The organism is Herbaspirillum chlorophenolicum, assembly GCF_001189955.1.
GTDB classification, from domain to species: Bacteria; Pseudomonadota; Gammaproteobacteria; order Burkholderiales; family Burkholderiaceae_D; genus Herbaspirillum; species Herbaspirillum chlorophenolicum.
On sequence record NZ_LFLT01000044.1, the window covers coordinates 1 to 22,717 of the forward strand.

General features: G+C 62.0%; 20 protein-coding genes. 13 read left to right on the forward strand and 7 right to left on the reverse strand.

The annotated features are described in order from the left end of the window. A partial coding sequence (locus tag AKL28_RS19715) for a phospholipase D-like domain-containing protein (RefSeq protein WP_231602535.1) occupies positions 1–1,136 on the forward strand: 1,136 nt, incomplete at its 5' end. A gap of 198 nt (positions 1,137–1,334) precedes the next feature. After that, on the forward strand, positions 1,335–2,510 hold the full coding sequence (locus AKL28_RS19720) for an acetyl-CoA C-acetyltransferase (protein ID WP_050469971.1): 1,176 nt from the start codon (positions 1,335–1,337) through the stop codon (positions 2,508–2,510). Between the two features lie 80 nt (positions 2,511–2,590). Here the strand turns inward: AKL28_RS19720 and AKL28_RS19725 are convergent, their stop codons facing one another. After that, a complete protein-coding gene (locus AKL28_RS19725) occupies positions 2,591–3,280 on the reverse strand; it encodes a GntR family transcriptional regulator (protein ID WP_197091070.1) in 690 nt (229 codons plus the stop codon). Positions 3,281–3,672: 392 nt separating this feature from the next. On the opposite strand from AKL28_RS19725, the gene AKL28_RS19730 reads away from it, so the two are divergent. The 10 genes from AKL28_RS19730 (at position 3,673) to AKL28_RS19775 (ending at position 16,264) form a co-directional block, all read left to right on the forward strand. Next, positions 3,673–5,025, forward strand: coding sequence for a GntT/GntP/DsdX family permease (locus AKL28_RS19730; protein WP_050469973.1), 1,353 nt, complete (start codon positions 3,673–3,675; stop codon positions 5,023–5,025). Between the two features lie 31 nt (positions 5,026–5,056). After that, a complete protein-coding gene (locus AKL28_RS19735; protein WP_050469975.1) occupies positions 5,057–6,424 on the forward strand; it encodes an NAD(P)H-dependent oxidoreductase in 1,368 nt (455 codons plus the stop codon). Between the two features lie 112 nt (positions 6,425–6,536). After that, positions 6,537–6,914 carry an RNA-binding S4 domain-containing protein gene (locus AKL28_RS19740; protein ID WP_050469977.1) on the forward strand — a complete coding sequence of 126 codons (378 nt, stop codon included), beginning with the start codon at positions 6,537–6,539 and terminating at the stop codon, positions 6,912–6,914. A gap of 69 nt (positions 6,915–6,983) precedes the next feature. Continuing rightward, positions 6,984–7,433 (forward strand): hypothetical protein, encoded by a 450-nt coding sequence (locus AKL28_RS19745; protein WP_050469980.1) that lies wholly within the window; start codon positions 6,984–6,986, stop codon positions 7,431–7,433. A 209-nt stretch (positions 7,434–7,642) separates the two neighbouring features. Then, on the forward strand, positions 7,643–8,347 hold the full coding sequence (locus AKL28_RS19750) for a TetR/AcrR family transcriptional regulator (protein ID WP_050469981.1): 705 nt from the start codon (positions 7,643–7,645) through the stop codon (positions 8,345–8,347). Between the two features lie 18 nt (positions 8,348–8,365). Continuing rightward, on the forward strand, positions 8,366–10,156 hold the full coding sequence (locus AKL28_RS19755) for an acyl-CoA dehydrogenase C-terminal domain-containing protein (RefSeq protein WP_050469982.1): 1,791 nt from the start codon (positions 8,366–8,368) through the stop codon (positions 10,154–10,156). A gap of 218 nt (positions 10,157–10,374) precedes the next feature. Further along, the gene (locus tag AKL28_RS19760; protein ID WP_050469984.1) at positions 10,375–12,762 is read left to right on the forward strand and encodes a 3-hydroxyacyl-CoA dehydrogenase/enoyl-CoA hydratase family protein; all 2,388 of its coding nucleotides are present in this window, start codon (positions 10,375–10,377) and stop codon (positions 12,760–12,762) included. 46 nt (positions 12,763–12,808) lie between these two features. After that, on the forward strand, positions 12,809–14,005 hold the full coding sequence (locus AKL28_RS19765) for an acetyl-CoA C-acyltransferase (protein WP_050469986.1): 1,197 nt from the start codon (positions 12,809–12,811) through the stop codon (positions 14,003–14,005). Between the two features lie 104 nt (positions 14,006–14,109). Beyond that, the gene (locus tag AKL28_RS19770; RefSeq protein ID WP_050469987.1) at positions 14,110–14,874 is read left to right on the forward strand and encodes an enoyl-CoA hydratase; all 765 of its coding nucleotides are present in this window, start codon (positions 14,110–14,112) and stop codon (positions 14,872–14,874) included. 730 nt (positions 14,875–15,604) lie between these two features. Further along, positions 15,605–16,264, forward strand: coding sequence for a hypothetical protein (locus AKL28_RS19775; protein ID WP_050469988.1), 660 nt, complete (start codon positions 15,605–15,607; stop codon positions 16,262–16,264). Positions 16,265–16,336: 72 nt separating this feature from the next. Here AKL28_RS19775 and AKL28_RS19780 read toward each other — a convergent pair whose 3' ends face one another. Next, entirely contained in the window at positions 16,337–17,407 is a 1,071-nt protein-coding gene (locus AKL28_RS19780) for a GGDEF domain-containing protein (protein ID WP_156226412.1), read from the reverse strand. A gap of 589 nt (positions 17,408–17,996) precedes the next feature. Here AKL28_RS19780 and AKL28_RS19785 point away from each other — a divergent pair. Further along, complete coding sequence (locus tag AKL28_RS19785; RefSeq protein ID WP_050469989.1) at positions 17,997–18,392, forward strand: VOC family protein; 396 nt, start codon at positions 17,997–17,999, stop codon at positions 18,390–18,392. A gap of 119 nt (positions 18,393–18,511) precedes the next feature. Here AKL28_RS19785 and AKL28_RS19790 read toward each other — a convergent pair whose 3' ends face one another. The 5 genes from AKL28_RS19790 to AKL28_RS19810 all read right to left on the reverse strand — a co-directional run bounded on the left by AKL28_RS19790 (position 18,512) and on the right by AKL28_RS19810 (position 22,658). After that, positions 18,512–18,868, reverse strand: a complete 357-nt coding sequence (locus AKL28_RS19790) for a 5-carboxymethyl-2-hydroxymuconate Delta-isomerase (RefSeq protein ID WP_050470016.1) — start codon at positions 18,866–18,868, stop codon at positions 18,512–18,514. Between the two features lie 44 nt (positions 18,869–18,912). Beyond that, positions 18,913–19,893: a threo-3-hydroxy-L-aspartate ammonia-lyase gene (locus AKL28_RS19795; RefSeq protein ID WP_050469991.1), complete on the reverse strand. Its 981-nt coding sequence runs from the start codon at positions 19,891–19,893 to the stop codon at positions 18,913–18,915. A gap of 52 nt (positions 19,894–19,945) precedes the next feature. Beyond that, positions 19,946–20,608, reverse strand: coding sequence for a helix-turn-helix transcriptional regulator (locus tag AKL28_RS19800; RefSeq protein ID WP_050469993.1), 663 nt, complete (start codon positions 20,606–20,608; stop codon positions 19,946–19,948). A 134-nt stretch (positions 20,609–20,742) separates the two neighbouring features. Beyond that, positions 20,743–21,981, reverse strand: a complete 1,239-nt coding sequence (locus AKL28_RS19805; RefSeq protein WP_050469995.1) for a phospholipase D-like domain-containing protein — start codon at positions 21,979–21,981, stop codon at positions 20,743–20,745. Positions 21,982–22,013: 32 nt separating this feature from the next. Beyond that, entirely contained in the window at positions 22,014–22,658 is a 645-nt protein-coding gene (locus tag AKL28_RS19810) for a MotA/TolQ/ExbB proton channel family protein (RefSeq protein WP_050469997.1), read from the reverse strand. Positions 22,659–22,717: the final 59 nt, after the last annotated feature.

The following is a 22,717-nucleotide window of genomic DNA, read 5'->3' on the forward strand; positions in this document are numbered from 1 at the left end:
ACGAGATTGCGCTGCTGCACAGCGGCGCAGGCTACTACCCCGCGCTGATCGCGGCCATCGAAGCGGCGCGTGTGGAGATCTACCTCGAAACCTATATCTTCGCCATCGACGACACCGGCATCCTGGTGCGCGATGCATTGCAGCGCGCCGCCCAGCGCGGAGTGGTGGTGTATGTGATCAACGACTGGCTGGGTACCGGCCGCGTGCAGACCAAACAGCTCAAGCAGACCCTGGTGGCCGCCGGTGTGCAGCATCGCTCCTTCAACCCGTGGTTCAGGCGCGGCGTGGCGCGCAGCCACCGCAAGCTGTGCGTGGTGGACCGCCAGGCGGCTTTCGTCGGCGGGCTCAATATCAACGACGATCTCCTGTCCGACCGCGACCCGTCGATCATATTGCCGGCGCCGCGCTGGGACTTCGCGGTGCGCATCACCGGCCCGCTGGTGCATGAGATTTACCGCGAGATGGATGCCCAGTGGCTGCGCGTGGGCCGTATGAAGCTCAAGGCGCGCTGGGAGAACTTCCATCGCTTGCGCCATCGCTTGAGCGTACCTGTCTATGGCGCGGCCCAGGCTGGGCTGGTGGTGCGCGACAACTTCCGTAACCGCCGCACCATCCAGCATGCCTATCTGCAAGCCTTGGGCCGTGCGCGCGAAAGCGCGTTCCTGGCCAATCCCTATTTCGCCCCGGGGCGCAAGATGCGGCGTGCACTGGAAGAGGCCGCACAGCGTGGCGTGAAGGTGACCTTGCTGTTGGGCGTAGGCCAGTTCGCCATGCAGGATGCGGTGGCGCGCTCCTTCTATCCCAAGTTGCTGGGCGCCGGGGTGCGTATCGTCGAATACATCAAGACGGAGTTGCATGCCAAGGTGGCGGTGGTGGACGACAAGTGGTCCACGGTCGGTTCCAGCAACTATGACGGCCTTTCCTTGTTCGTGAACCAGGAGGCCAACGTGGTCATCCAGGATGCGGCGTTTTCGCAGTATCTGAGGGAGGAGATCGAGGCCGGCGCCGCCGAGGGGCGCGTGGTCCACCTGGCCGATTTCGCGCATGCGCCGTGGTACAAGCGTGCCTGGTATGGGGCTGCCTTCCTGCTGTACCGTACGGTGATCCACATTATTACGCTGGGGCAGGACGCCTGAGGGCCGATAGCGTGCGATTGCCTGCAGATGCGGACAATTGATGCGCGTTTGCGGCAGCCTGGATGCCGGTGTGCAATGCGTGCAAATACCGAAAATCCACCGTATCGCATTCCATGATGAAATGGACTAAGATGGCCGTCCGGGTTCCCCACGGAAGGCTGCGTGGCTTTCCCGCCATTTCAATAAAAGGAGCGCATTATGGATGACGTCGTCATTGTTGCAGCACAGAGAACAGCAATCGGTAAGTTCGGCGGTTCCCTTTCCAAGATCTCCGCTGCCGATCTCGGTGCGCAAGTCATCAAGGCCGTTCTGGCCAAGACCGGCATCAAGCCGGAAGCCATCAGTGAAGTCATCCTCGGCCACGTGCTGACAGCGGGTCTGGGCCAGAACCCGGCGCGCCAGGCAGTGATCAAATCCGGCCTGCCCGACATGGTGCCGGCCTTCGTGGTCGGCAAGGTCTGCGGCAGCGGCCTGAAGGCGGTGCAACTGGCGGCCCAGGCCATCAAGTGCGGCGACGCCCAGATCGTCATCGCCGGCGGCCAGGAAAATATGAGCGCCTCCCCGCACGTGCTCAACAATTCGCGCGACGGCTTCCGCATGGGCGACGCCAAGCTGACCGACACCATGATTGTCGATGGCCTGTGGGACGTCTACAACCAGTACCACATGGGTATCACCGCCGAAAACGTGGCCAAGAAGTTCGAGATCTCGCGCGCCGAGCAGGACGCCTTCGCCGCCGCCTCGCAGAACAAGGCCGAAGCCGCGCAAAAGGCCGGCAAGTTCAAGGATGAGATTGTCCCCATCGAGATCAAGGGCAAGAAGGAAACCGTGGTGTTCGACACCGACGAGTTCGTCAAGCACGGCGTGACCGCCGAAGCGCTGGGCGCACTGCGTCCGGCCTTCGACAAGGCCGGCACGGTAACCGCCGGCAACGCCTCGGGCATCAACGACGGCGCTGCCGCGGTGGTGGTCACTTCCGCCAGGCTGGCGGCCGAGCTGGGCCTGCCGGTGCTGGCCAAGATCAAATCGTACTCGTCGGCCGGCCTCGATCCCAGCATCATGGGCATGGGGCCGGTGCCAGCGTCGCAGCTGACCCTGAAGAAGGCCGGCTGGACCCCGCAAGACTTGGACCTGATGGAAATCAACGAAGCCTTCGCGGCACAGGCCATCGCCGTCAACAAGCAGATGGGCTGGGACACCAGCAAGATCAACGTCAACGGCGGCGCGATTGCGCTGGGCCACCCGATCGGCGCCTCCGGCTGCCGCGTGCTGGTGACCCTGCTGCACGAAATGGTTCGCCGCGACGCCAAGCGCGGTTTGGCCAGCCTGTGTATCGGCGGCGGCATGGGTGTGGCGCTGGCGGTTGAGCGCTGATTCCTGCTGAGTTTCAGTTTGAATGAAAAACGCCGGCAATCGCCGGCGTTTTTCTTTTCCTGGCACGCAAACGGGCAAGGTCAGGGTGCGCCCAGCAATTGTTCCCAGGTGCGATGCACATGGCGGCGCAGGTATTCCCCCAGCTTGTTGGCATCGCGGGCAGTCAGCAGTTCGATGATGACCTGGTGCTCGTCGATGGCGGTGTGCCAGATTTCTGAACTGACGCTGCCCTGGTAGCGATAGCGGTACAACTGGCGGTTGAGCAGGCTATGCACATCCGACAGCGTCTGGTTGCGCGCCGCGCCGACGATGCCGCGGTGGATGCGCTGGTTCAGGTGGAAATAGCCGACGCGGTCATGCCGCTCATAGGCGGCCAGCATTTCGTGATGCAGCGCGCGGAGTTCGCCGATCTCGGCATCGGTGGCAAGCTTGCAGGCGCGGATGGCGGCGAATTCTTCGATCACACCCAATACGTCCAGTTTTTCCTCGATCTGCTCCGGCGTCAGCTCGGCCACCACCGCGCCGCGATTGGGCAGCAATTGCACCAGGCCGTCGCCGGCGAGGATTTTCAAGGCGTCGCGCAGCGGCGTGCGCGAAACCTGCAATTGTTCGGCCAGCGTGCGTTCGCGCAACGGCGTGCCGGGGCGCAGCTCATCGGTGACGATCAGGTTGCGCAGGCGCTCGGCCAACTGCTCGGACAGCAATTCCTGTCCATTTGCCTGTTCCGGTTCATCGTTTCCGGTGTGATCCGGTCTGGTTTCCTGCTTCATGTCCATCCTTGAATTTTTCTCTTTTTAAAGCAGTTTTCATTTTGGTATGCAATTTTATATAAAGATAAATATATAAAAATCAAATACTTAAATAAAAATATAAAAATAAAATTACCAATTTCTATTTTTGGTATACCATTTTGTCGTCCGGTTCGCGGCCGGAGACCGCATTCCATTCCATTAAAAAATACGTTCCAAGCGGGAGACAGACAATGAACAACGCACAACCGCGGCGCTGCATGCGCCGCATCTTTTCATCGGGGACAGGCCCATGCGTATTTGGGCCGAGCCGCCTCCGGCTGGCAGCCTGACGCCCGCATCCATGCTTCGCCCCGGCAAACGGCGCCTGCCGCCGCCGGGCATTCCCTGAACCACGAAGAGATTCCGACACCATGCATCCTGATGTCTACCAACTGGTCAGCCCTGTGCTGGCGATTTTATTACTGATTCTGCTGATCACGCGCCTGCGTTTTCATCCTTTCCTCGCGTTGATCCTGTCAGCCGGCTTTCTTGGCATCGTCAGCGGCATGTCGCCGGTGGATACCGTCAAGAGTTTCCAGAAGGGCTTTGGCGGCATCCTGAGTTCGGTCGGCCTGGTGGTCGGCCTGGGCAGCATGCTGGGCGGCTTGCTGCTGGAGTCGGGCGGCGCCGACAAGATCGCCAATGCCTTCGTCGGTATTGGTTCCAGGCGCTGGATTCCCACGACGATCTGCGCCGCCGCATTGCTGATTGGCTTGCCGCACCTGTTCGATGTCAGCTTCGTGATGCTGGTGCCGCTGGCTTTCGTCATCGCGCGCCGCACCAACAGCTACATCCTGCGCATCGGCGTGCCGCTGGCTGCCGGCCTCTACGTGTCGCACGGCCTGCTGCCGCCGCATCCGTCGCCGACCCTGGCGATGGCGGCTTACCATGCCGATGCCGGCAAGACCATCTTCTACGGTTTCCTGATCGCCGTGCCGATGGCCATCATCTCCGGCCCGCTGTTCACTTCCTTCATCATGCGCTGGTTCCCGGCATCGGGCGGTTTCGGTGAAGATGCCGCGCCGGTAGCCCAGAAGGATGCAGCCGAGCGCCGCCTGCCGTCGCTGCCGCTGGTGCTGATCGCGGTGCTGCTGCCGCCCGGCCTGATGATGCTGCGCACCTTCGGCCGCGGCCTGTTCGACAACCATAGCGTAGCGCACAAGTGGCTGGAATTCGTGGGCGACCCGATCGTCTCGCTGCTCATCGCCGTGCTGTTCGCCATCTACGCGCTGGGCATCCGCAGCGGTTTCTCGCTGACCCAGATCCAGAAGCTGTTGGGCAAGAGCCTCGGCCCCGCGGCTGGCGTGATCCTGATCCTGGGCGCCGGCGGCGGCCTGAAGGAAATGCTGGTGGCCACTCACGTCAGCGATCTGATCGCACACTGGGCCGTGACCTGGCAAATCAACCCGCTGATCCTCGGCTGGGCTATCGCCGCGCTGATCCGCGTCGCCATCGGCTCGGCCACCGTGGCCACCGTTACCGCCGCCGGCATCGTGGCGCCGCTGGCTGCGGCCGATCCCAACGTCAGCCTGGAACTGCTGGTGCTGGCGACCAGCTCCGGCGGCCTGATGCTGTCGCACCTGAATGACTCCGGCTTCTGGCTGTTCAAGGAGTACTTCAAGCTGAGCGTGTCCGAAACGCTCAAGAGCTGGACCCTGCTGGTATCGCTGCAGTCGCTCATCGGCTTGGCCGGGGTGCTGCTGCTCAATGCACTGATCCATTGACCCCGTCCCCCTTCGGTATAGAAAGAAACGCATGAATTACGAAACCCTATTCCAGGACCTGCAAAACCGCACGATCAGCATCGCGCTCACCGGCGCCAAGGGCAGCTTCGGCCGTTCGCTGCTGGTGCAGTGCCGTCATATCAAAAGCATCCGCGTCGCTGCGCTGTGCGACCTGGATGTCGACGGCACGCGCGACATGCTGCTGGGCCTGGGGTACGCCGCCGATAAGCTGGCGGCCTGCAGCGACGCCGAACAGGTGCGCGCCGCCAATGCACAGGGCCAGACCGCGCTGGTCAGCGACTACCGCCTGCTCGATGCGGTATCGCTGGACATCGTGGTGGAAGCCACCGGCAACCCTGACATCAGCGCCCAGATCGCCATCAATGCCATCAACCGCGGCGTGCACGTGGCGATGGTCAGCAAGGAAACCGATGCCGTGGTCGGCCCTTACCTGAACCGTTTGGCCTGCGAGCGCAAGGTGGTCTACACCACCGCCGACGGCGACCAGCCAAGCAACCTGATCGGCCTGGTGACCTGGGCCCGGGTGCTGGGCTTCGACGTGGTGGCGGCCGGCAAGTCGAGCGAGTACGACTATATCTACGATCCGGTTTCGGGCGCGCTCAGCTATATGGAACAGCCGCACGCGATCCCGGGCCTGGCTTCGCTGCTGACGCTGGAAGGCGATGTCGCCGCGCGCCTGCAGCAGCGGCGCGATGCCATCAGCGCCTTGCCGCAGAGCGCCACGCCGGATTACTGCGAGATGAACGTGGTGTCCAACTCCACCGGCCTGACCCCGGCTTGCGACGCGATGAGCTACCCGCTATGCCGCATCGCCGAACTGGCCGACATCTTCATCCCGCGCGCCGATGGCGGCATCCTCGACCGTGACGGCGTGGTCGATGTATTCAACTGCCTGCGCCTGCCCGATGAAGCCAGCTTCGGCGGCGGCGTATTCGTGGTGGTGCGCTGCACCGACAGCGAAGTGTGGGAAACGCTGCGCCAGAAGGGCCACGTGGTCAGCCGCAACGGCAAATACGCCTGCCTCTACTTGCCGTATCACCTGATGGGGTTGGAAACGCCGATCAGCCTGTTCTCCGCCGTGTTGCAAGGGCGCGCTTCGGGCAGCCCGGCGCAGCAGGTGCACGCGGTCATGGCTGCGCAGGCGCAACGGGCGTTCAAGGCCGGCGAAGTGCTGAAGATGGGAGGCCACCACCACAACATCGAAGGCATGAAGCCGCTGCTGCTGCCCGCCGCGCAAGCGCACCGCGTGCACGCGCCGTTTTACCTGGCCGCCAATCGCAAGCTGAAAGTGGATGTGGCGCCAGGCGATATCGTCAGTCTCGACATGCTGGAGTTCAGCGAAAGCGCGCTATATTCCGCCTGGCAAAAGCTGGACTGAAGAAAACGGCGGGCATTGTTCCGATGCCGTCCGGTCCCCGGCTGGACGGCGCGGCACGGATTGCGGCATTGCCTTAGAATTTCGGCATGATTCCGATCCAGGCAATGCATCCATGACCGACACCACCCGCATCGACAAATGGTGCTGGGCCGCGCGTTTCTTCAAGACGCGTTCGCTCGCCACCGACGCCATCGACCGCGGCCGCGTCAGGCTCAATGGCGAGCGCACCAAGCCCTCCCACAGCGTCAAGGCCGGCGACAAGCTGGCCATCGACAACGGTGCGACCGAATGGGAAGTGGTGGTGACCGGCGTCGCCGACAAGCGCGGTTCGGCCGCCATCGCCGCCACGCTCTACAGCGAGACCGAAGACAGCCTGCGCCGCCGCGAAACGGAGGCAGAGCGCCATCGCCTGTTCCGAGAGCCCTCCGCCGAGATCAAGGGGCGGCCTACCAAGCGCGACCGCCGCCTGCTCGACCGTTCCTCATCCTGACTCATCGCAGCTGCTCGTTGTAAGATGGGGGAGATCCCCCCCCGGCCAGTCTTACCAGAGTAGGTGCAGATGTCCCAGGCAGTCCTGTTCCAACCGACCATCCGCAAGGAGTGCCCGCCAGGCGCGTGCGTGTGCGAGCGCGAGCAATTGATGGACAGCCTGCACTCGGAAGCGGCGCGGGTGCTGATGCTCACCCGCGAGGAAGAAAAGCGGCTGATCGAGCGCATCATGCGCATCGGCACCTATGAAGACCTGCTGCATATCGGCAGGCTGATGCAGAGGAACCTGGGCATCGTCCTCCAGATCGTCCCCTCCGCGCTTGAGGTGCGCACCGTGCGCGGCCTGCAGATCCGGCTGGCCGAACAGCCCGGGCTGTGCCGCAAGACCCGCGAAACCGTCCCGGCGGCCATCCGCAAATGCCTGGAAAACAATCCTGCCATCGTCTACGCCATCCTGGACGCCCATGACCTGCTGGGCGGCGCCGCATCCGCCCGGCAAGAGGGATCGGACTCGCCCTGAGTTTTTCCCGACGGCAAGCCGGTGCGGTTGTCTCGTCCGTGCCGATTTTTTGTTTGACATTTGCGGCGCGATGAATAATAGTACGATCGTTCGAATAAATTCTAGGGGAAGATACGCCTTCCCAGAAAAGACGCAGCCCGGAAAGGGCTGCCGTAGATATTCGAACCGTTCCCGCCGCCCTCCATGCGGCGGATACCAAAGAGACAACGATGACAGAGACAAGCAAGGTGACTACCGCGACCACCCGGCCGAAATTCCTGCGCAAGGGCGAACAGACCCGTGCCGCCATCCTTGAGGTGGCGTTGGAGCTGGCCAGCCGCGATGGCCTGGAAGGGCTCACCATCGGCCTCCTGGCCGAGAAGATGAAGATGAGCAAGTCCGGCGTGTTTGCCCATTTCGGCTCGCGCGAAGACCTGCAGATCGAAGTCGTGCGCCTGTACCACACCCGCTTCGAGCAGGACGTGTTCTATCCGTCCATCAAGGAAGTACGCGGCCTGCCGCGTCTGGAAGCCATGTTCGCGCGCTGGGTCAAGCAGGTCACGGTTGAAATTGCGCTGGGCTGCATCTACATCAGCGGCGCGGTCGAGTACGACGACCGCCCGGGCGCCATCCGCGACCACCTGGTGGCGATGGTCCAGGCCTGGCGCGACGCGCTGGAGCGCTGTATCAAGCAGGCCATGGAAGCCGGCCACATCCGCGCCGATATCGACGTCGGCCAGATGGTCTATGAAATGTACGGCCTGATCCTGGCGCTGCACCACGATGCCCGCTTCCTCAATATCCCCGGCAGCGTCGAACGCGCCCAGGCCAGCTTCGGCCGCCTGATCGACAGTTACCGCCCGCTGGGCAGCAGCGCCAAGACTGCCGCCACACCCGCCAAGAATTCCAAATCGGCTGCCAAAAAAGCTGCCTAACCTGTTCCGGAGACATACATGCCCCAATACAACGCCCCCCTGCGCGACATGCAATTCGTCCTGCACGAGCTGCTCAAGGTCGAAGAGGTATTCCAAGAGCTGCCGCCGCATGCCGACACCAACCGCGAGCTGATCGACCAGGTGCTGGAAGAGGGCGGCAAGTTCACCTCGCAGGTGCTGTTTCCGCTGAACCACTCGGGCGACCGCGAAGGCTGCCACTTCGACCGCGAGACCAAGGCCGTCACCACGCCCAAGGGCTTCAAGCAAGCCTATAAGCAGTACGTCGAAGCCGGCTGGGCGGCGTTGTCCTGCGACACCGAATTCGGCGGCCAGGGCCTGCCGCTGACGCTGAACAACTCGTTCTACGAAATGCTGAACTCGTCCAACCAGGCCTGGACCATGTATCCCGGCCTGTCGCACGGCGCCTACGAATGCCTGCACGCGCACGGTTCCGACGAACAGAAGGCGCTGTACCTGCCCAAGCTGGTCTCGGGCGAATGGACCGGCACCATGTGCCTGACCGAAGCGCACTGCGGCACCGACCTGGGCCTGCTGCGCAGCAAGGCCGAGCCGCAGGCTGACGGCTCCTACAAGATCACCGGCAACAAGATCTTCATCTCGGCTGGCGAAAACGATGTTTCCGACAATATCATCCACCTGGTGCTGGCGCGCCTGCCGGATGCGCCGCAAGGCTCCAAGGGCATCTCGCTGTTCATCGTGCCCAAGTTCCTGCCCAACGCCGATGGCTCTCTGAGCGCGCGCAACCCGATCTTCTGCGGCGCCATCGAAGAGAAGATGGGCATCCACGGCAACGCCACCTGCCAGATGAACCTGGACGGCGCCACCGGCTGGCTGATCGGCCAGCCGCACAAGGGCCTGCAAGCGATGTTCGTGTTCATGAACGCGGCGCGCCTGGGCGTGGGCATGCAAGGCCTGGGCCTGACCGAAGTGGCTTACCAGAATGCGCTGGTGTACGCCAAGGACCGCCTGCAGATGCGCAGCCTGACCGGCATCAAGGCGCCGGACAAGCCGGCCGACCCGATCATCGTGCACCCCGACGTGCGCCGCATGCTGCTGACCGCCAAGGCCTTCGCCGAAGGCGGCCGCGCCTTCACCTCCTACGTCGCGCTGGAGCTGGACAAGGAGCTGACCCACCCCGACGAAGAAGTGCGCAAGGACTCGGCCGACATCGTCGCGCTGCTGACCCCGGTGATCAAGGCCTTCCTGACCGACAACGCCTGGATCGCCACCTCCGAATGCCTGCAGGTCTACGGCGGCCACGGCTACATCGCCGAATGGGGCATGGAGCAATACGTGCGCGACGCCCGCATCAACATGATCTACGAAGGCACCAACACCATCCAGTCGCTGGACCTGCTGGGCCGCAAGATCCTGATGGACAACGGCGCCAAGCTCAAGAAGTTCGGCGCGCAGATCCAGGCCTTCGTGGAAGAGAACGGCACCGACGAAGCCATGTCCGAGTTCATCACGCCGCTGGCCGACATCGGCGACAAGGTCACCAAGCTGACCATGGAAATCGGCATGAAGTCCTTCGCCAACCAGGACGAGGCCGGCGCCGCCGCCGTGCCTTACCTGCGCGTGGTGGGCCATCTGGTGTTCTCTTACCTGTTTGCCCGCATGGCCAAGATCGCGCTGGAAAAGCAGGATTCCGGCGACACCTTCTACACTGCCAAGCTGGCCACCGCGCGCTTCTATTTCGCGCGCCTGTTGCCGGAAACCGCGATGCTGATCCGCCAGGCGCGTTCCGGCGCGGCTACCCTGATGGCGCTGGACGCGGATCTGTTCTGAGTCGTCGCGTAAAGATGCGAGGTGCCGGCCAGGCTGGCACCCCGCAACATTGATCTGCCGCAATAAGACAAGGCATGGCGTCACGCCCATGTCACCCCGGCCCGGCATGCTGTGAAAAGCGATCGGAAGGCGTACAGTAGCGGCACGCCTTCCGCCAGCACTTTGCATTGCTCTGCCCCGAATTCATGTTTGAAGCATCAGCAAAAAAGGAGACTTGCGTGTCCAATTTCATCGTCAAAAAAGTGGCCGTGCTCGGCGCCGGCGTCATGGGCGCCCAGATTGCCGCCCACTGCATCAATGCCCGCGTGCCGGTCGTGCTGTTCGACCTGCCGGCCAAGGAAGGTCCGAAGAACGGCATCGTGCTGCGCGCCATCGAGAACCTGAAGAAACTCAGCCCGGCGCCGCTGGGCAACAAGGATGACGCGGCCCTGATCCAGGTCGCCAACTACGAGGACGACCTGGCGCTGCTGGCCGGCTGCGACCTGATCATCGAAGCCATCGCCGAGCGCATGGACTGGAAGCACGACCTGTACAAGAAGGTCGCGCCGCACATCGGCCCCAACACCATCTTCGCCTCCAACACCTCGGGCCTGTCGATCAATGCACTGGCTGAAGGCTTCGACGCCGAACTGAAGGCGCGCTTCTGCGGCGTGCACTTCTTCAACCCGCCGCGCTACATGCACCTGGTCGAGCTGATTCCGACCAAGTCCACCCAGCCGCAGATCCTGGACAAGCTGGAAGCCTTCCTCACCACCACCCTGGGCAAGGGCGTGGTGCGCGCCTTCGACACCCCGAACTTCGTGGCCAACCGCGTCGGCGTGTTCGGCATCCTGGCCACCGTGATCGAGGCCGAGAAGTACGGCTTGAGCGTGGACGTGGTCGATGACCTCACCGGCGCCAAGCTGGGCCGCGCCAAGTCCGGCACCTTCCGCACTGCCGACGTCGTGGGCCTGGACACCATGGGCCACGTCATCAAGACCATGCAGGACAACCTGAAGGACGACCCGTTCTACGCCTCCTACGCGACGCCGCCGCTGCTGGCCAAGCTGGTCGAGCAGGGCGCATTGGGCCAGAAGACCGGCGCCGGCTTTTACAAGAAGGTGGGCAAGGACATCCTGCGCATCGACCCGGCCAAGGGCGACTACGTCCCGGGCGGCGCCAAGGCCGACGACATCATCGCGCGCATCCTGAAGGAAAAGGATCCGGTCAAGCGCATGAAAGCGCTGCACGACTCGACCAACCCGCAAGGCCAGTTCCTGTGGGCGATCTTCCGCGACGCTTTCCACTACATCGCGGTGCACCTGGAGTCGGTCGCCGACAACGCGCGCGACCTCGACTTCGCCATGCGCTGGGGCTTCGGCTGGAGCGTCGGCCCGTTCGAGACCTGGCAGGCTTCCGGCTGGAAGCAGGTCGCGCAATGGGTGAAGGAAGACATCGACGCCGGAAAGGCGCTGTCGACCGCACCGCTGCCGGACTGGGTATTCGATGGCCGCGAAGGCGTGCACAGCGCCAAGGGTTCGTACTCGCCATCAAAGAAGACCGACGTGGCCCGTTCCGAACTGCCGGTCTACCAGCGCCAGCCTTTCCGCGCCCCGCTGGTGGGCGAAGGCGCAGCCGACGGCAAGACCGCCGGCACTACCTTCTTCGAAGACGAATCGGTGCGCATCTGGCACCAGAACGACGAAGTCCTGGTCCTGTCGTTCAAGACCAAGATGCATGTGATCGGCCAGGGCGTGATCGACGGCATGAACAAGGCCGTCGACGAAGCCGAGAAGAACTTCAAGGGCCTGGTGATCTGGCATCCGGACGCAGCCGAAGGCGGCGCCTTCTCGGCCGGCGCCGACCTGCAATCGATGCTGCCGCTGTTCATGTCGGGCGGCGTCAAGGCCATCGAGCCGGTGGTGCACCATCTGCAACAGGCGCACCAGCGCCTGAAGTACGCCAGCGTGCCGGTGATCGCCGCAGTGGCCGGCCTGGCCCTGGGCGGCGGCTGCGAGCTGCTGCTGCACACCGCCAAGCGCGTGGTCTCGATCGAGTCCTACATCGGCCTGGTGGAAGTGGGCGTGGGCCTGATCCCGGCCGGCGGCGGCCTGAAGGAAGCAGCAGTGCGCGCGGCCAAGGAAGCCAAGGGCAACGACATCCTGCAATTCCTCAAGGAATACATGCTGGCCGCCGCGACCGCCAATGTGTCGAAATCGGCGCTGGAAGCACGCAAGCTGGGCTACCTGCGTGAAGACGACGTGATCGTCTTCAACCCCTACGAGCTGCTGCACGTGGCCAAGGTCGAGGCGCGCGCGCTGTTCGACGCCGGCTACCGCCCGCAACTGCCGCCGCAGGTACCGGTCATCGGCCGCAATGGCCTGGCCACCATCATGGCGCAACTGGTCAACATGCGCGACGGTGGTTTCATTTCGGCGCACGACTACAAGCTGGGCAAGATGATCGCCGAGACGGTCGCCGGCGGCGAAGTGGAAGAAGGCAGCATCGTCAACGAACAATGGCTGCTCGACATCGAGCGCAAGTTCTTCATGGAGTTGCTCAACAATCCGAAGACCCAGGAACGCATCATGGGAATGATGCAGACCGGCAAACCGGTGCGCAACTAATCCAGAGCCGAGACAAAGAGACAAGCCCTAATTCAGGAGCAACAGAATGAGCAAACAATTGCAAGACGCCTACATCGTCGCCGCCACCCGCACCCCGATCGGCAAGGCGCCGCGCGGCATGTTCAAGAACACGCGCCCGGACGACCTGCTGGTGCGCGCCATCCAGTCCGCCGTGGCGCAAGTGCCCGGCCTGGACCCGAAGCTGATCGAGGATGCCATTGTCGGCTGCTCCTTCCCCGAAGGTGCGCAAGGCCTGAACATGGCGCGCAACGCCGTGCTGCTGGCCGGCTTGCCCAACAGCATCGGCGGCGTCACCATCAACCGCTACTGCGCTTCTGGCATCACCGCCATTGCCATGGCGGCCGACCGCATCCGCGTCGGTGAAGCCGATGTCATGATCGCCGCCGGCGCCGAGTCGATGTCGATGGTGCCGATGATGGGTTTCCACCCATCCATCAACATCAACGCCTTCAAGGATGAAAACGTCGGCATGGCCTACGGCATGGGCCTGACCGCCGAGAAGGTGGCACAACAGTGGAAGGTCTCGCGCGAAGCGCAAGACGAGTTCTCGCTGGCCTCGCACCAGAAGGCGATCGCCGCCCAGCAGGCCGGCGAGTTCAACGACGAGATGACTTCGGTCGAGATCGTCGAGCGCTTCCCCAATCTGGCTACCGGCGAAATCGACATCAAGACCCGCACGGTGAACCTGGACGAAGGCCCGCGCGCCGATTCCAACATCGCCGCGCTGGCCAAGCTGAAACCGGTGTTCGCCGCCAAGGGCAGCGTCACCGCCGGCAACAGCTCGCAGACTTCGGACGGCGCCGGCGCGCTGATCATCGTCTCGGAAAAGATCCTGAAGCAATTCAACCTGACCCCGCTGGCGCGTTTCGTGTCCTTCGCGGTGCGCGGCGTGCCGCCGGAAATCATGGGCATCGGCCCCAAGGAAGCGATTCCCGCGGCGCTGAAGGCCGGCGGCCTGACCCAGGACCAGATCGACTGGATCGAGCTGAACGAAGCCTTCGCCGCCCAGGCGCTGGCGGTGATCGGCGACCTGGGTCTCGATCCGTCCAAGGTCAACCCGATGGGCGGCGCGATCGCCCTGGGCCACCCGCTGGGCGCCACCGGCGCCATCCGTGCAGCCACCACTATCCACGCACTGCGCCGCAAGAACCTGAAGTACGGCATGGTGACCATGTGCGTGGGCACCGGCATGGGTGCGGCCGGCATTTTCGAACGCGTGTAAGCAACGTCCGAACCGCTACCGCCAAAAGCCGCACCGCTTTCGCCGTGCGGCTTTTTTTCCGGGAACGGGGCCGGAACAAATAACGACAACAGACAAGGAGACTCATGGATATCGAGCTGAGCAAGGACAATGGCGTCCTTACCATCCACTTCAACCGCGAAGAGAAGAAAAACGCCATCACTGCCGCCATGTACCAGCAACTGGCCGACGCCCTGAAGGACGCCGAGGCCGACAGCACGGTGCGCGCCATCCTGTTCACCGGCAAACCGCAAGCCTTCTCGGCTGGCAACGATCTGGAAGATTTCCTGAAGAACCCGCCCAACAGCAAGGAAGCACCGGTGTTCCAGTTCCTGTGGCAGATCAGCCATGCCGTCAAGCCCATCGTTGCCGCAGTGTCTGGCGTGGCGGTCGGCATCGGTACCACGCTGCTCTTGCATTGCGACTTGGTGTACGCGGCCGATAATGCCAAGTTCTCGCTGCCGTTTACGCAACTGGGTTTGTGCCCCGAGGCTGCCTCGTCGCTGCTGCTGCCGCATGTAGCCGGCTACCAGCGCGCCGCCGAGAAGTTGTTGCTGGGCGAAGCCTTCGGCCCCGACGAGGCGTTACAGATGGGCATCGTCAACAGCGTGGTAAGCCTGGACGAGTTGCCACCGCTGGCGCGGAAGCAGGCCGCCAAGCTGGCTGCGTTGCCGGCGGCGTCGATCCGCGTCACCAAGCAGTTGATGAAGAAGAACCGCGTCGCCGCCACTGAGCAGCAGATGGCAGCGGAGATTGAGCATTTCGCGCGCATGTTGACCGAACCGGAGGCGAAGGAGGCGTTTACTGCTTTCTTTGAGAAGCGCAAGCCGGATTTTTCCAAGTTCGTTTGACGCTCAATTGATCTATTTTGGAATTGGGGGGAGCATCCAGAAAAATGAAGGCGGCGAGGGAAGCCAAATTCAATGATGAACGGATCAGTAAGTGTACGCATCATGATGATCGCAAACGTTACGGTCATAATTCGGTGCGTGTCGGGGTAACAGGCGTCCGCTTAAAACAAGAATTCAAGAAATACCAAAGGGGGGTTATCAACGTGGTGGATCACAAGCGAGCTGCCAAATATCTTGCGGAATTCAATGGCACTTGTTTGCCCATGCGTCACATTTCGCAGCCGGCAACGCAGTTATGTTGGGCTACATGCTATCAAATGGTTGATCAGAGGACTAATGGGAGGAAACCCATATGTCACTACGTGAATTTGCAGAGCGGAAGTTGCGATGTTTGTAATGTTCCCAGTGACGCATGTAACAGGCCGAGATATCCACATCACGTGCTAGAGGACTGGAAATCGCTTGGATATGACAATACAGCGCACCATTCTTCCTCGCTTAGCATTGGCACAATTCGAAATGATGTCTCGGCAGGAGTACCCATTCAAGCTTATCTCAATTTTCGGGACCGGACGGCACATTACATACTAGTGATAGGTACAACACGCACCCCCGACCAGTTGGATACGGCGCTCGTCATTGCCGACCCCTTGTCTCACTATATAGAAATGATGGAATTCTCTGAACTGGTGCAGTGGGCGGATTGGCAGCAGAGCTGGAGGATTAAGTTATGACCTTCCCGGACCAAGATGGCAATTGGAGAAGATCCGAGAGTGCCGATGGTGAATGGATCGACTACCTTTATGCGTTTCATTTGTTTCGTTCTGGTTACAGCGCCGATTCGTACCCTCATGACAACGGAAAAATTCACGCTGAAGTGCTTACACAGTTTCCGATGTGGATTTGCACGCAGGAATCGGAGCGGCAAGGTGATTGGGACAGATTTTCCTTCTCCTTCGATTCCGATGGGACTCGTTGGCACGTGCGGAATAAACACACTTCGCTTGTGACGATCGGCTTCCGGGGGAAAAGCACAGATGTGACGATTTCCGCCGAAATTCGAGGACAACATCAGGATTTCATTTCTCGTCCGCCATCAATATTGGGTATTTTTTCCGCCTCTCCCAATATTGGCGAGTTGAATATGTTCCTGGCGACTCAAGCAACTTGGTTGGAAGAACAGGTTTTTGAGCGTCAATTGTCTGGCAAAGAGCCCAATGCCCCTTTTGTTCGGTTACTTCAAATTCAGTCATCTCCCCGTGTTGGGTTTCTATTCCCGAAGACGTATGGCTGGAAAGTCATTCCAGCGACCCTAGGTTTCGGCGACGGACGACCTCGATATGTGAATCGCCCAATCTCGATCCAGGACTTCGTTCTGAATAATTATTGAGGGCGCTTTATTCTCGCTGCAGTGCGAGCGCTATGGGACGACGCCTTGCGCACGACATGCCGTGCTGCATCGTCATGCATTGCCCGGATTGCGCCCATGCTTGCGCAGGTACATCGCCTTGTCCGCCGCTTGCAGCAGCGCATGGAAATCGCACATCTCGGACGGTGTCACGGTGGCCGTACCCAGGCTGATCTCGATCTCGGTGTGCGGCCATTTCACCATCGCCACCGCGTGCTTGATGCGCTCCCCCACCTGGTGGGCGCCGATTTCTTCGGTGTCGGGCAGGATCAGCGCGAACTCGTCGCCGCCGTAGCGCGACAGGAAGTCGCTGGCGCGCAGGGGCGAGCGCAGCACGCGCGCCAGTTGCGCCAGCAGTGCATCGCCGGCCGGATGGCCGTAGGTGTCGTTGTATTGCTTGAAGTAATCCACGTCCACCATCAGCATCGACAGCGGGCGCGCATTGCGCAGGTGACGCGTCCATTCTTCGCGCAGGCGCAGGTCGAAGCTGCGGCGGTTGCCGATGCCGGTCAGGGCATCGGTCAGCGTCTGCTGTTCCAGCTTCTGCATGGTACGGCGGCTGTCGAGCTGGCTTTCCAGTTGGCGGCCCAGTTTCAGGATGGCGTCGCGCTGGGTGGCCGACAGCGTGCGCGCCTGGCTGTCCATGACGCATAGCGTGCCCAGCACATCGCCGTTGGCGGCGACCAGCGGCACTGCGGCGTAAAAGCGCACCTGGGGCGGATTGTTGGCCAGGGCCGATTCGCCGAAGCGGCTGTCGGCGTGCAGGTCGGCAATCTCGGTCAGCTCGCGTGGACGGCGGGCAGCGGCTTCGCATACCGAGAAATCCACTGCCGTGCGCGACACGCCGGTCTGGCCGGGGAAGCGCCACCATTGGTTGCGGATATCGGCGCGGCCGTTGGCCACCGATACGAAGGGTTCCTGCATGCCGATGTCTGCATGCAATTGCGTCATCATGCCAAAAGGGGCATCGCACAGGTTGCAGGCCAGCGAGATGAAGTCGGCCAGCATCGGTTCCAGCCAGGCGTCGGCTTCGCTGCCGCCATTGGCCAGCGGGATGCGCGAACCGGAGACGGTGCGCTTGAAGGCGCTGCCAGGCTTGAAAAAGGTGTGCAGGTTTCTGGTCATGGCGCTAGTCAGGTGGTCAATCTGCCGGAATGTTATTAACAAGCTATGTACTGAGGCGAAGTGCCGGGATCATGTACGGTTGCCGATGACTGTGGCTATCGGTTTATCAGTAGCGGCAAGGCACAGGGCGGTTCCACGTTCGCTTTTTGTTTTTCGACTTTTCACAAACGCGTCTTATTGCCTCACGACATCAAATTAGCAGATGGCATTCCGAAGTAAACGTGTTGGAACATCCTCTTACAATTTAAGCTCGCTTGTAGCAGAAACGATGTATTTCGAACCACATTCGCTGGTATTGCGTGATCATCGTGACAATTGGCACCTTATCATCAGATGCGGAATATGTTTTCGATGGCCAACAGTACGCCTTTCTACTGTTGTTGGGGGGTAGGATGACGGCGCTAACGCGTGTCAGAAAAGTCTGATATTGCAAAGCACCATGGCACGAAAAATGATGTCGCCTGCAGGCGACAGCTCGCATTTTAAAAATTCTATTTTTCCATGCAGGCGACAGTATGCGAACGGGCTTGCCAATTGCCGCCGACAAAAATAAACTCTGCCGTTTCCTTTTTCGTTTTTGAGAGCAGAGATGCCGACCCAGCCCAAAGCAGGTGCAGTCCTGTTTGCCAAAGATGTAGCCCGCCTCGCCGCGTTCTATGCGCAGGTGCTGGCGGTGGTTCCCAAGCACGCCGAGTCCGAGAAGGTGGTGATCGAAGCGCAGGACTTCCTGCTGGTGATCCACGCCATTCCCCCGGCCGTCGCGGCCAATGTGCAGATCGCCACGCCGCCGGTGTTGCGTGAAGCGGTACCCATCAAGCTGTTCCTGCCAGTGCGTTCGCTGGCGCAGGCGCGCATCGGCGCGCAGGCCTTGGGCGGCGGCGTGAAACCGGCCGAGGCCGAGTGGAGCGCGGCGGATTTCCGCGCTTGCGACGGCTTCGATCCCGAAGGCAACGTGGTGCAGTTCCGCGAAGCGCTGACGCACTGATGCACTAAACTCCACATTGATTTCCGTATGAAAAGAAAAGCCGTGGCGACTGGCGTCGGCACGGCTGCTTCTTCATATTCCCGAATCCCGCGCAAGGGCGGGAGGGCGCGAACAGGTCGTTACAGCTTCAGCTTTCCGTAAAGCTCACGTTGCATGTCGCTCACGTCCGCAGTGATCTGTACCTGCATCCCCTCCGGCCATTTCTGTTCTTTCTGCACGGTCGCCATCAGCAGGTCGGTGAGTTGCTTCTTCACTTCCGGCGTTCGCCCCGAGAGGATGGTCAGACGCAAGTGCAGGAAGGCGCGTTTGGCGTGCGGCTGGGTGCCGACGACATAATCGTCCAGCCTGATGGCGCGCGCCTTGATGGCGTTTTCGTCAAAGTGGCCGCTGCCGACCAGCGCCTCATTGAGGCGTAGCAGGGTGGCTTGGGTGTCGATATCCAGGTTGTCGGTGTATTCGAAAAAGAGATGGGGCATGGCGGTTCCCGTCATTAAAAATTTGGAGTGAATGCAGGCGCTGTTCAGTTCGCCAGATATGCGGACAATTTGCCGAGGTCGATATTGCCGCCGCTGATGATCACGCCCACGCGTTTTCCCTGCAGTTGCGCGCGGTGCTTGCGCGCCGCCGAGAAGGCCAGGCAGCCGGTGGGTTCCACCACCATTTTCATGCGTTCGGCGAAGAAGCGCATGCAAGCCACCAGTTCCTCGTCGGTCACGGTCAGGATGTCATCGACATCGCGCCTGATCACACCGAAGGTGTAGTTGCCCAGGCTCTGGGTCTGGGCGCCGTCGGCAATGGTTTGGGGCGTGGCGATGCTGACGAGGCTGCCGCTGCGCAGGGACTGCTGGCCGTCATTGCCGGCTTCCGGTTCCACGCCGTAGATCTTGCAGTCCGGCGACAAGGCGCGTGCCGCAAGCGCCGCGCCCGAGAGCAGGCCGCCGCCGCCGACGCAGACGAACAGCGCGTCCAGCGGGCCGGTTTCTTCCAGCAATTCCTTGGTGGCCGTGCCCTGGCCGGCCATCACGTGCGGATGGTCGTAGGGTGGGATCACGGTCAGCTTCTTTTCTTCAGCCAGGCGCGCGCAGATCTGTTCGCGGTCTTCCTTGTAGCGGTCATAGGTGACGACGTTGGCGCCATAGCCGCGGGTGGCCGCCACCTTGGCGGCGGGCGCATCCAGCGGCATCACGATGGTGGCGGGGATGCCCAGCAATTGCGCCGCCAGTGCCGTGCCTTGCGCGTGGTTGCCCGAGGAGAAGGTGATTACGCCGGCTTTGCGCTGTGCCTCATCGAATTGCGCCAGCGCATTCATCGCGCCGCGGAACTTGAAGGCGCCCATGCGCTGGAAGTTTTCGCACTTGAAGAACAGGCTGGCGCCGAGTTCGGCATCGGCGGTGCGCGAGGTCAGCACCGGCGTCCTGTGCGCCCAGGGCTTGATGCGCTCGGCCGCCAGCAGGACGTCGGCGAAGGTGGGCAATTCGGTGGTGCTCGAAACGGGGATCACGGCAGTTTCCTTTTGGTCGGAGATGAGAAGGAGGATGTCGGAGAGGGAGGCTTCAATCCCGCTCGTCGTTGTAGACGGTGGCGCGCGATACGCCAAGGTGGGCCGCGACGACCTCGGCCGCGCGCCGCACCTCCATACAGCCCGACTCGCGCAGCTCGCGCATCAGCGCGCGCCGCTCGTCGGCCTTGAGGCTGCGCGGCGCGGAGGACAAGCGTGCCGCGAATGCGTCGATCTTGTTGCGGATCGCCTGGGCGCCGGCCGGCTCCAGCGTTTCGGCCACGCGCGCGTTGCCGTCGATGCCGCCGAACTGGCGCAGCATGCCTTGCAGCGCGCCGAACAGCGTCAGGTCGATGTTCATGCACAGCGCCGCGACGTACTTGCCGTCCGCATCCTTGATGCCGACCGACGTGCTCTTGGCCTGGCGGCCGTCGGGCAGATGGTTGGCGTAATTGGTCAATACTTGCGGATAGGACTCGTCGGCGATGCGCGCCAGTCCCAGCTCGGTGGTGGCGTCGCCGACCTCGCGGCCGGACAGGTTGTTATGGATGGCGACAATGGAATGGTCGGCATCGCGCAAGTCGTGCAGCACCACTTCGCAAAAGGGGGCGAAGGTCTCGCCCAGGCCCTGGGCGACCTGTTTCAGCTGCGACATCAGCAGCTCATGGTCGGGCCGGGGCGGCGAGGAGGCTTTTTTCTTGCGGGCGTCGGTTTTCATGGTGCATACATATTATCTAAAATTAGATTTTATGTATAGACGTGTGCCGCCCTTGCCTTTCCAGAAATAAAAAAGCGGCAGCCCGCAGGCCTGCCGCCGATGTTGCCTTATTCTTCTTGTCCGGCTGTCGTTGGTTATTCCTTGCCTTTGACCGGTTTCGGATACTGCCGCAGTACGTCGATCGGCTCGGCATAGGGCGAACTCCAGGTCTGCTCGTGCAGTTCGGCGATGCGGCGCGCCATCCTTTCGTCGTGCAGGACCACTTCCAGGTTGCGCGATTTGTCGAGGTAGCCGCCGGCCCAGTTGCTGGTGCCGATCCAGGCCACGCGCCCGTCGATGCTCATGGCCTTGGTGTGGATCACCCGGGCGAACGGGATGAAGCCGGTCGATGCGCGCGGCAGCGTGACGATGCGGATTTCCACGTTGGGCAGCACGGCCAGGCTCTGCAGGTAGCGGATCGCCGGCTGTTCGGTATTCCAGTTCGACACCATCAGCTTGACCTTGACCCCGCGCGCGGCTGCGGCGCGGATGGCATTGTCGATCACCGCGTAGTAGGGGCGGGTGTGGTTGGGGCCGTAGGAGAGCGGCGCGTAGTCGAGCAACTGCACGCGCACTTCCTGTTTGGCGCCGGCAACCAGCCGCACCAGTTCGCTTTCCGAGTCGCCCACGCCGGGAGGATTGAAGGCGTTGGGGCTGGCCACCAGATAGTTGCCGCGGCCCTCGTCGGCCATCACGGTGGCATGGTTTTGTATTGCCGGCGCCTGGCCGGCCGCGATCGCGGCTTGCGCTTGCCAGTCGATGTCGAAGATCTGCTGCACCTGTGCCGCGATGGCGGTATCGGTGATCTTCAGGCCGGTTTCATGGATGTGCGAGAACGAACGCCAGTCGAAGTTCTGGCTGCCGACAAAAGCGCTCGCGCCATCGACCACGAAGTACTTGGCGTGGATGATGCCGTTGCCGGTCATCTTCGAATAATCCAGTTGGCGGAACTCCAGGTTGGGGATGCGCTTGAGCTTTTCGATGGTCGCCGCCACCGAGGCGAATTCGCCCTTCTTTTCCATCAGGAAGCGGATCTTCACGCCACGCCGTCCGGCTGCATCGAGGTGGGCGATGATGTCGTCCAGCGCTTCGCCATCCTGGCCGGCCACGTAGAACTGGCCGAAGTCGATCTCGCGTTGTGCGCCGTCGAACATTTCTTTCCAGACCAGCGCGGCATCGCGCAGGTCCGGGGTGCCCAATGTGGTTTCGCGCGGCACGGTATGCACCAGCTCGAAACCGGGAATGGCGAATTCGGCGTGGGCCGCGCCTTGCAAGGACAAGGCCAGGCCGATTGCCGTGGCCAGCCTGGACAACAGGCGTAAGGGTTTATGCATGGGATCTCTCGGTCGCTGGCGTGGTCGGGTGGTCAGGCGATGTGCAGTTTTCCATGCGCTTGCTGGACGCTGGCTTGCTGTTCGGCGGTACGGCCGACGCAGGCGCGCAGCATCAGCACTTTCAGGTGGTCGTTGATGCGTTCGATGCGTTCCTGGAACAGGTTGAAGAAGAACATGCCGACCACCGCGATGCCGATGCCCAGTGCCGTGGCATACAGTGCGGTGCCGATGCCCTGCGACACCTGGCCGGGATCGGACACGCCCGAGACGGCCAGCGCCTTGAAGGTGTCGATGATGCCGAGGATGGTGCCCAGCAGGCCCAGCAGCGGCGCGGCGGTGACGATGGTGTCGAGGATCCACAGGCGCTGCTGCACTTCGCCGCGCTTGGCGATGTAGACCGATTCGCTGAAATCTTCCAGGTCCTTCTCGCTGTGGAGGTTATGTTTTTCCGACAGGATGTCGGTGACCAGCGCCAGCGGCAGGCTGGGGCGGGCGGTCAGTTCCGAGGGCAATTCCTGCACATGCTGCACGGCATGGGTCATCGCCTTTTCCAGGCCGGTGGCCTGGCGCATGGTGTAGCCGAAAAACAGCCCGCGTTCGACGATGACGAAGATCGCCAGCGCAGCGCAGGCATACATCAGGTAGAAAGCCAGTTCGTGGAGTAATTGCATGTTCATGATTGCCTCTTTTGCAGGTGTTCAGGGCGGCGACCCTTTCGTGCCGCCGCCCCTGGGGT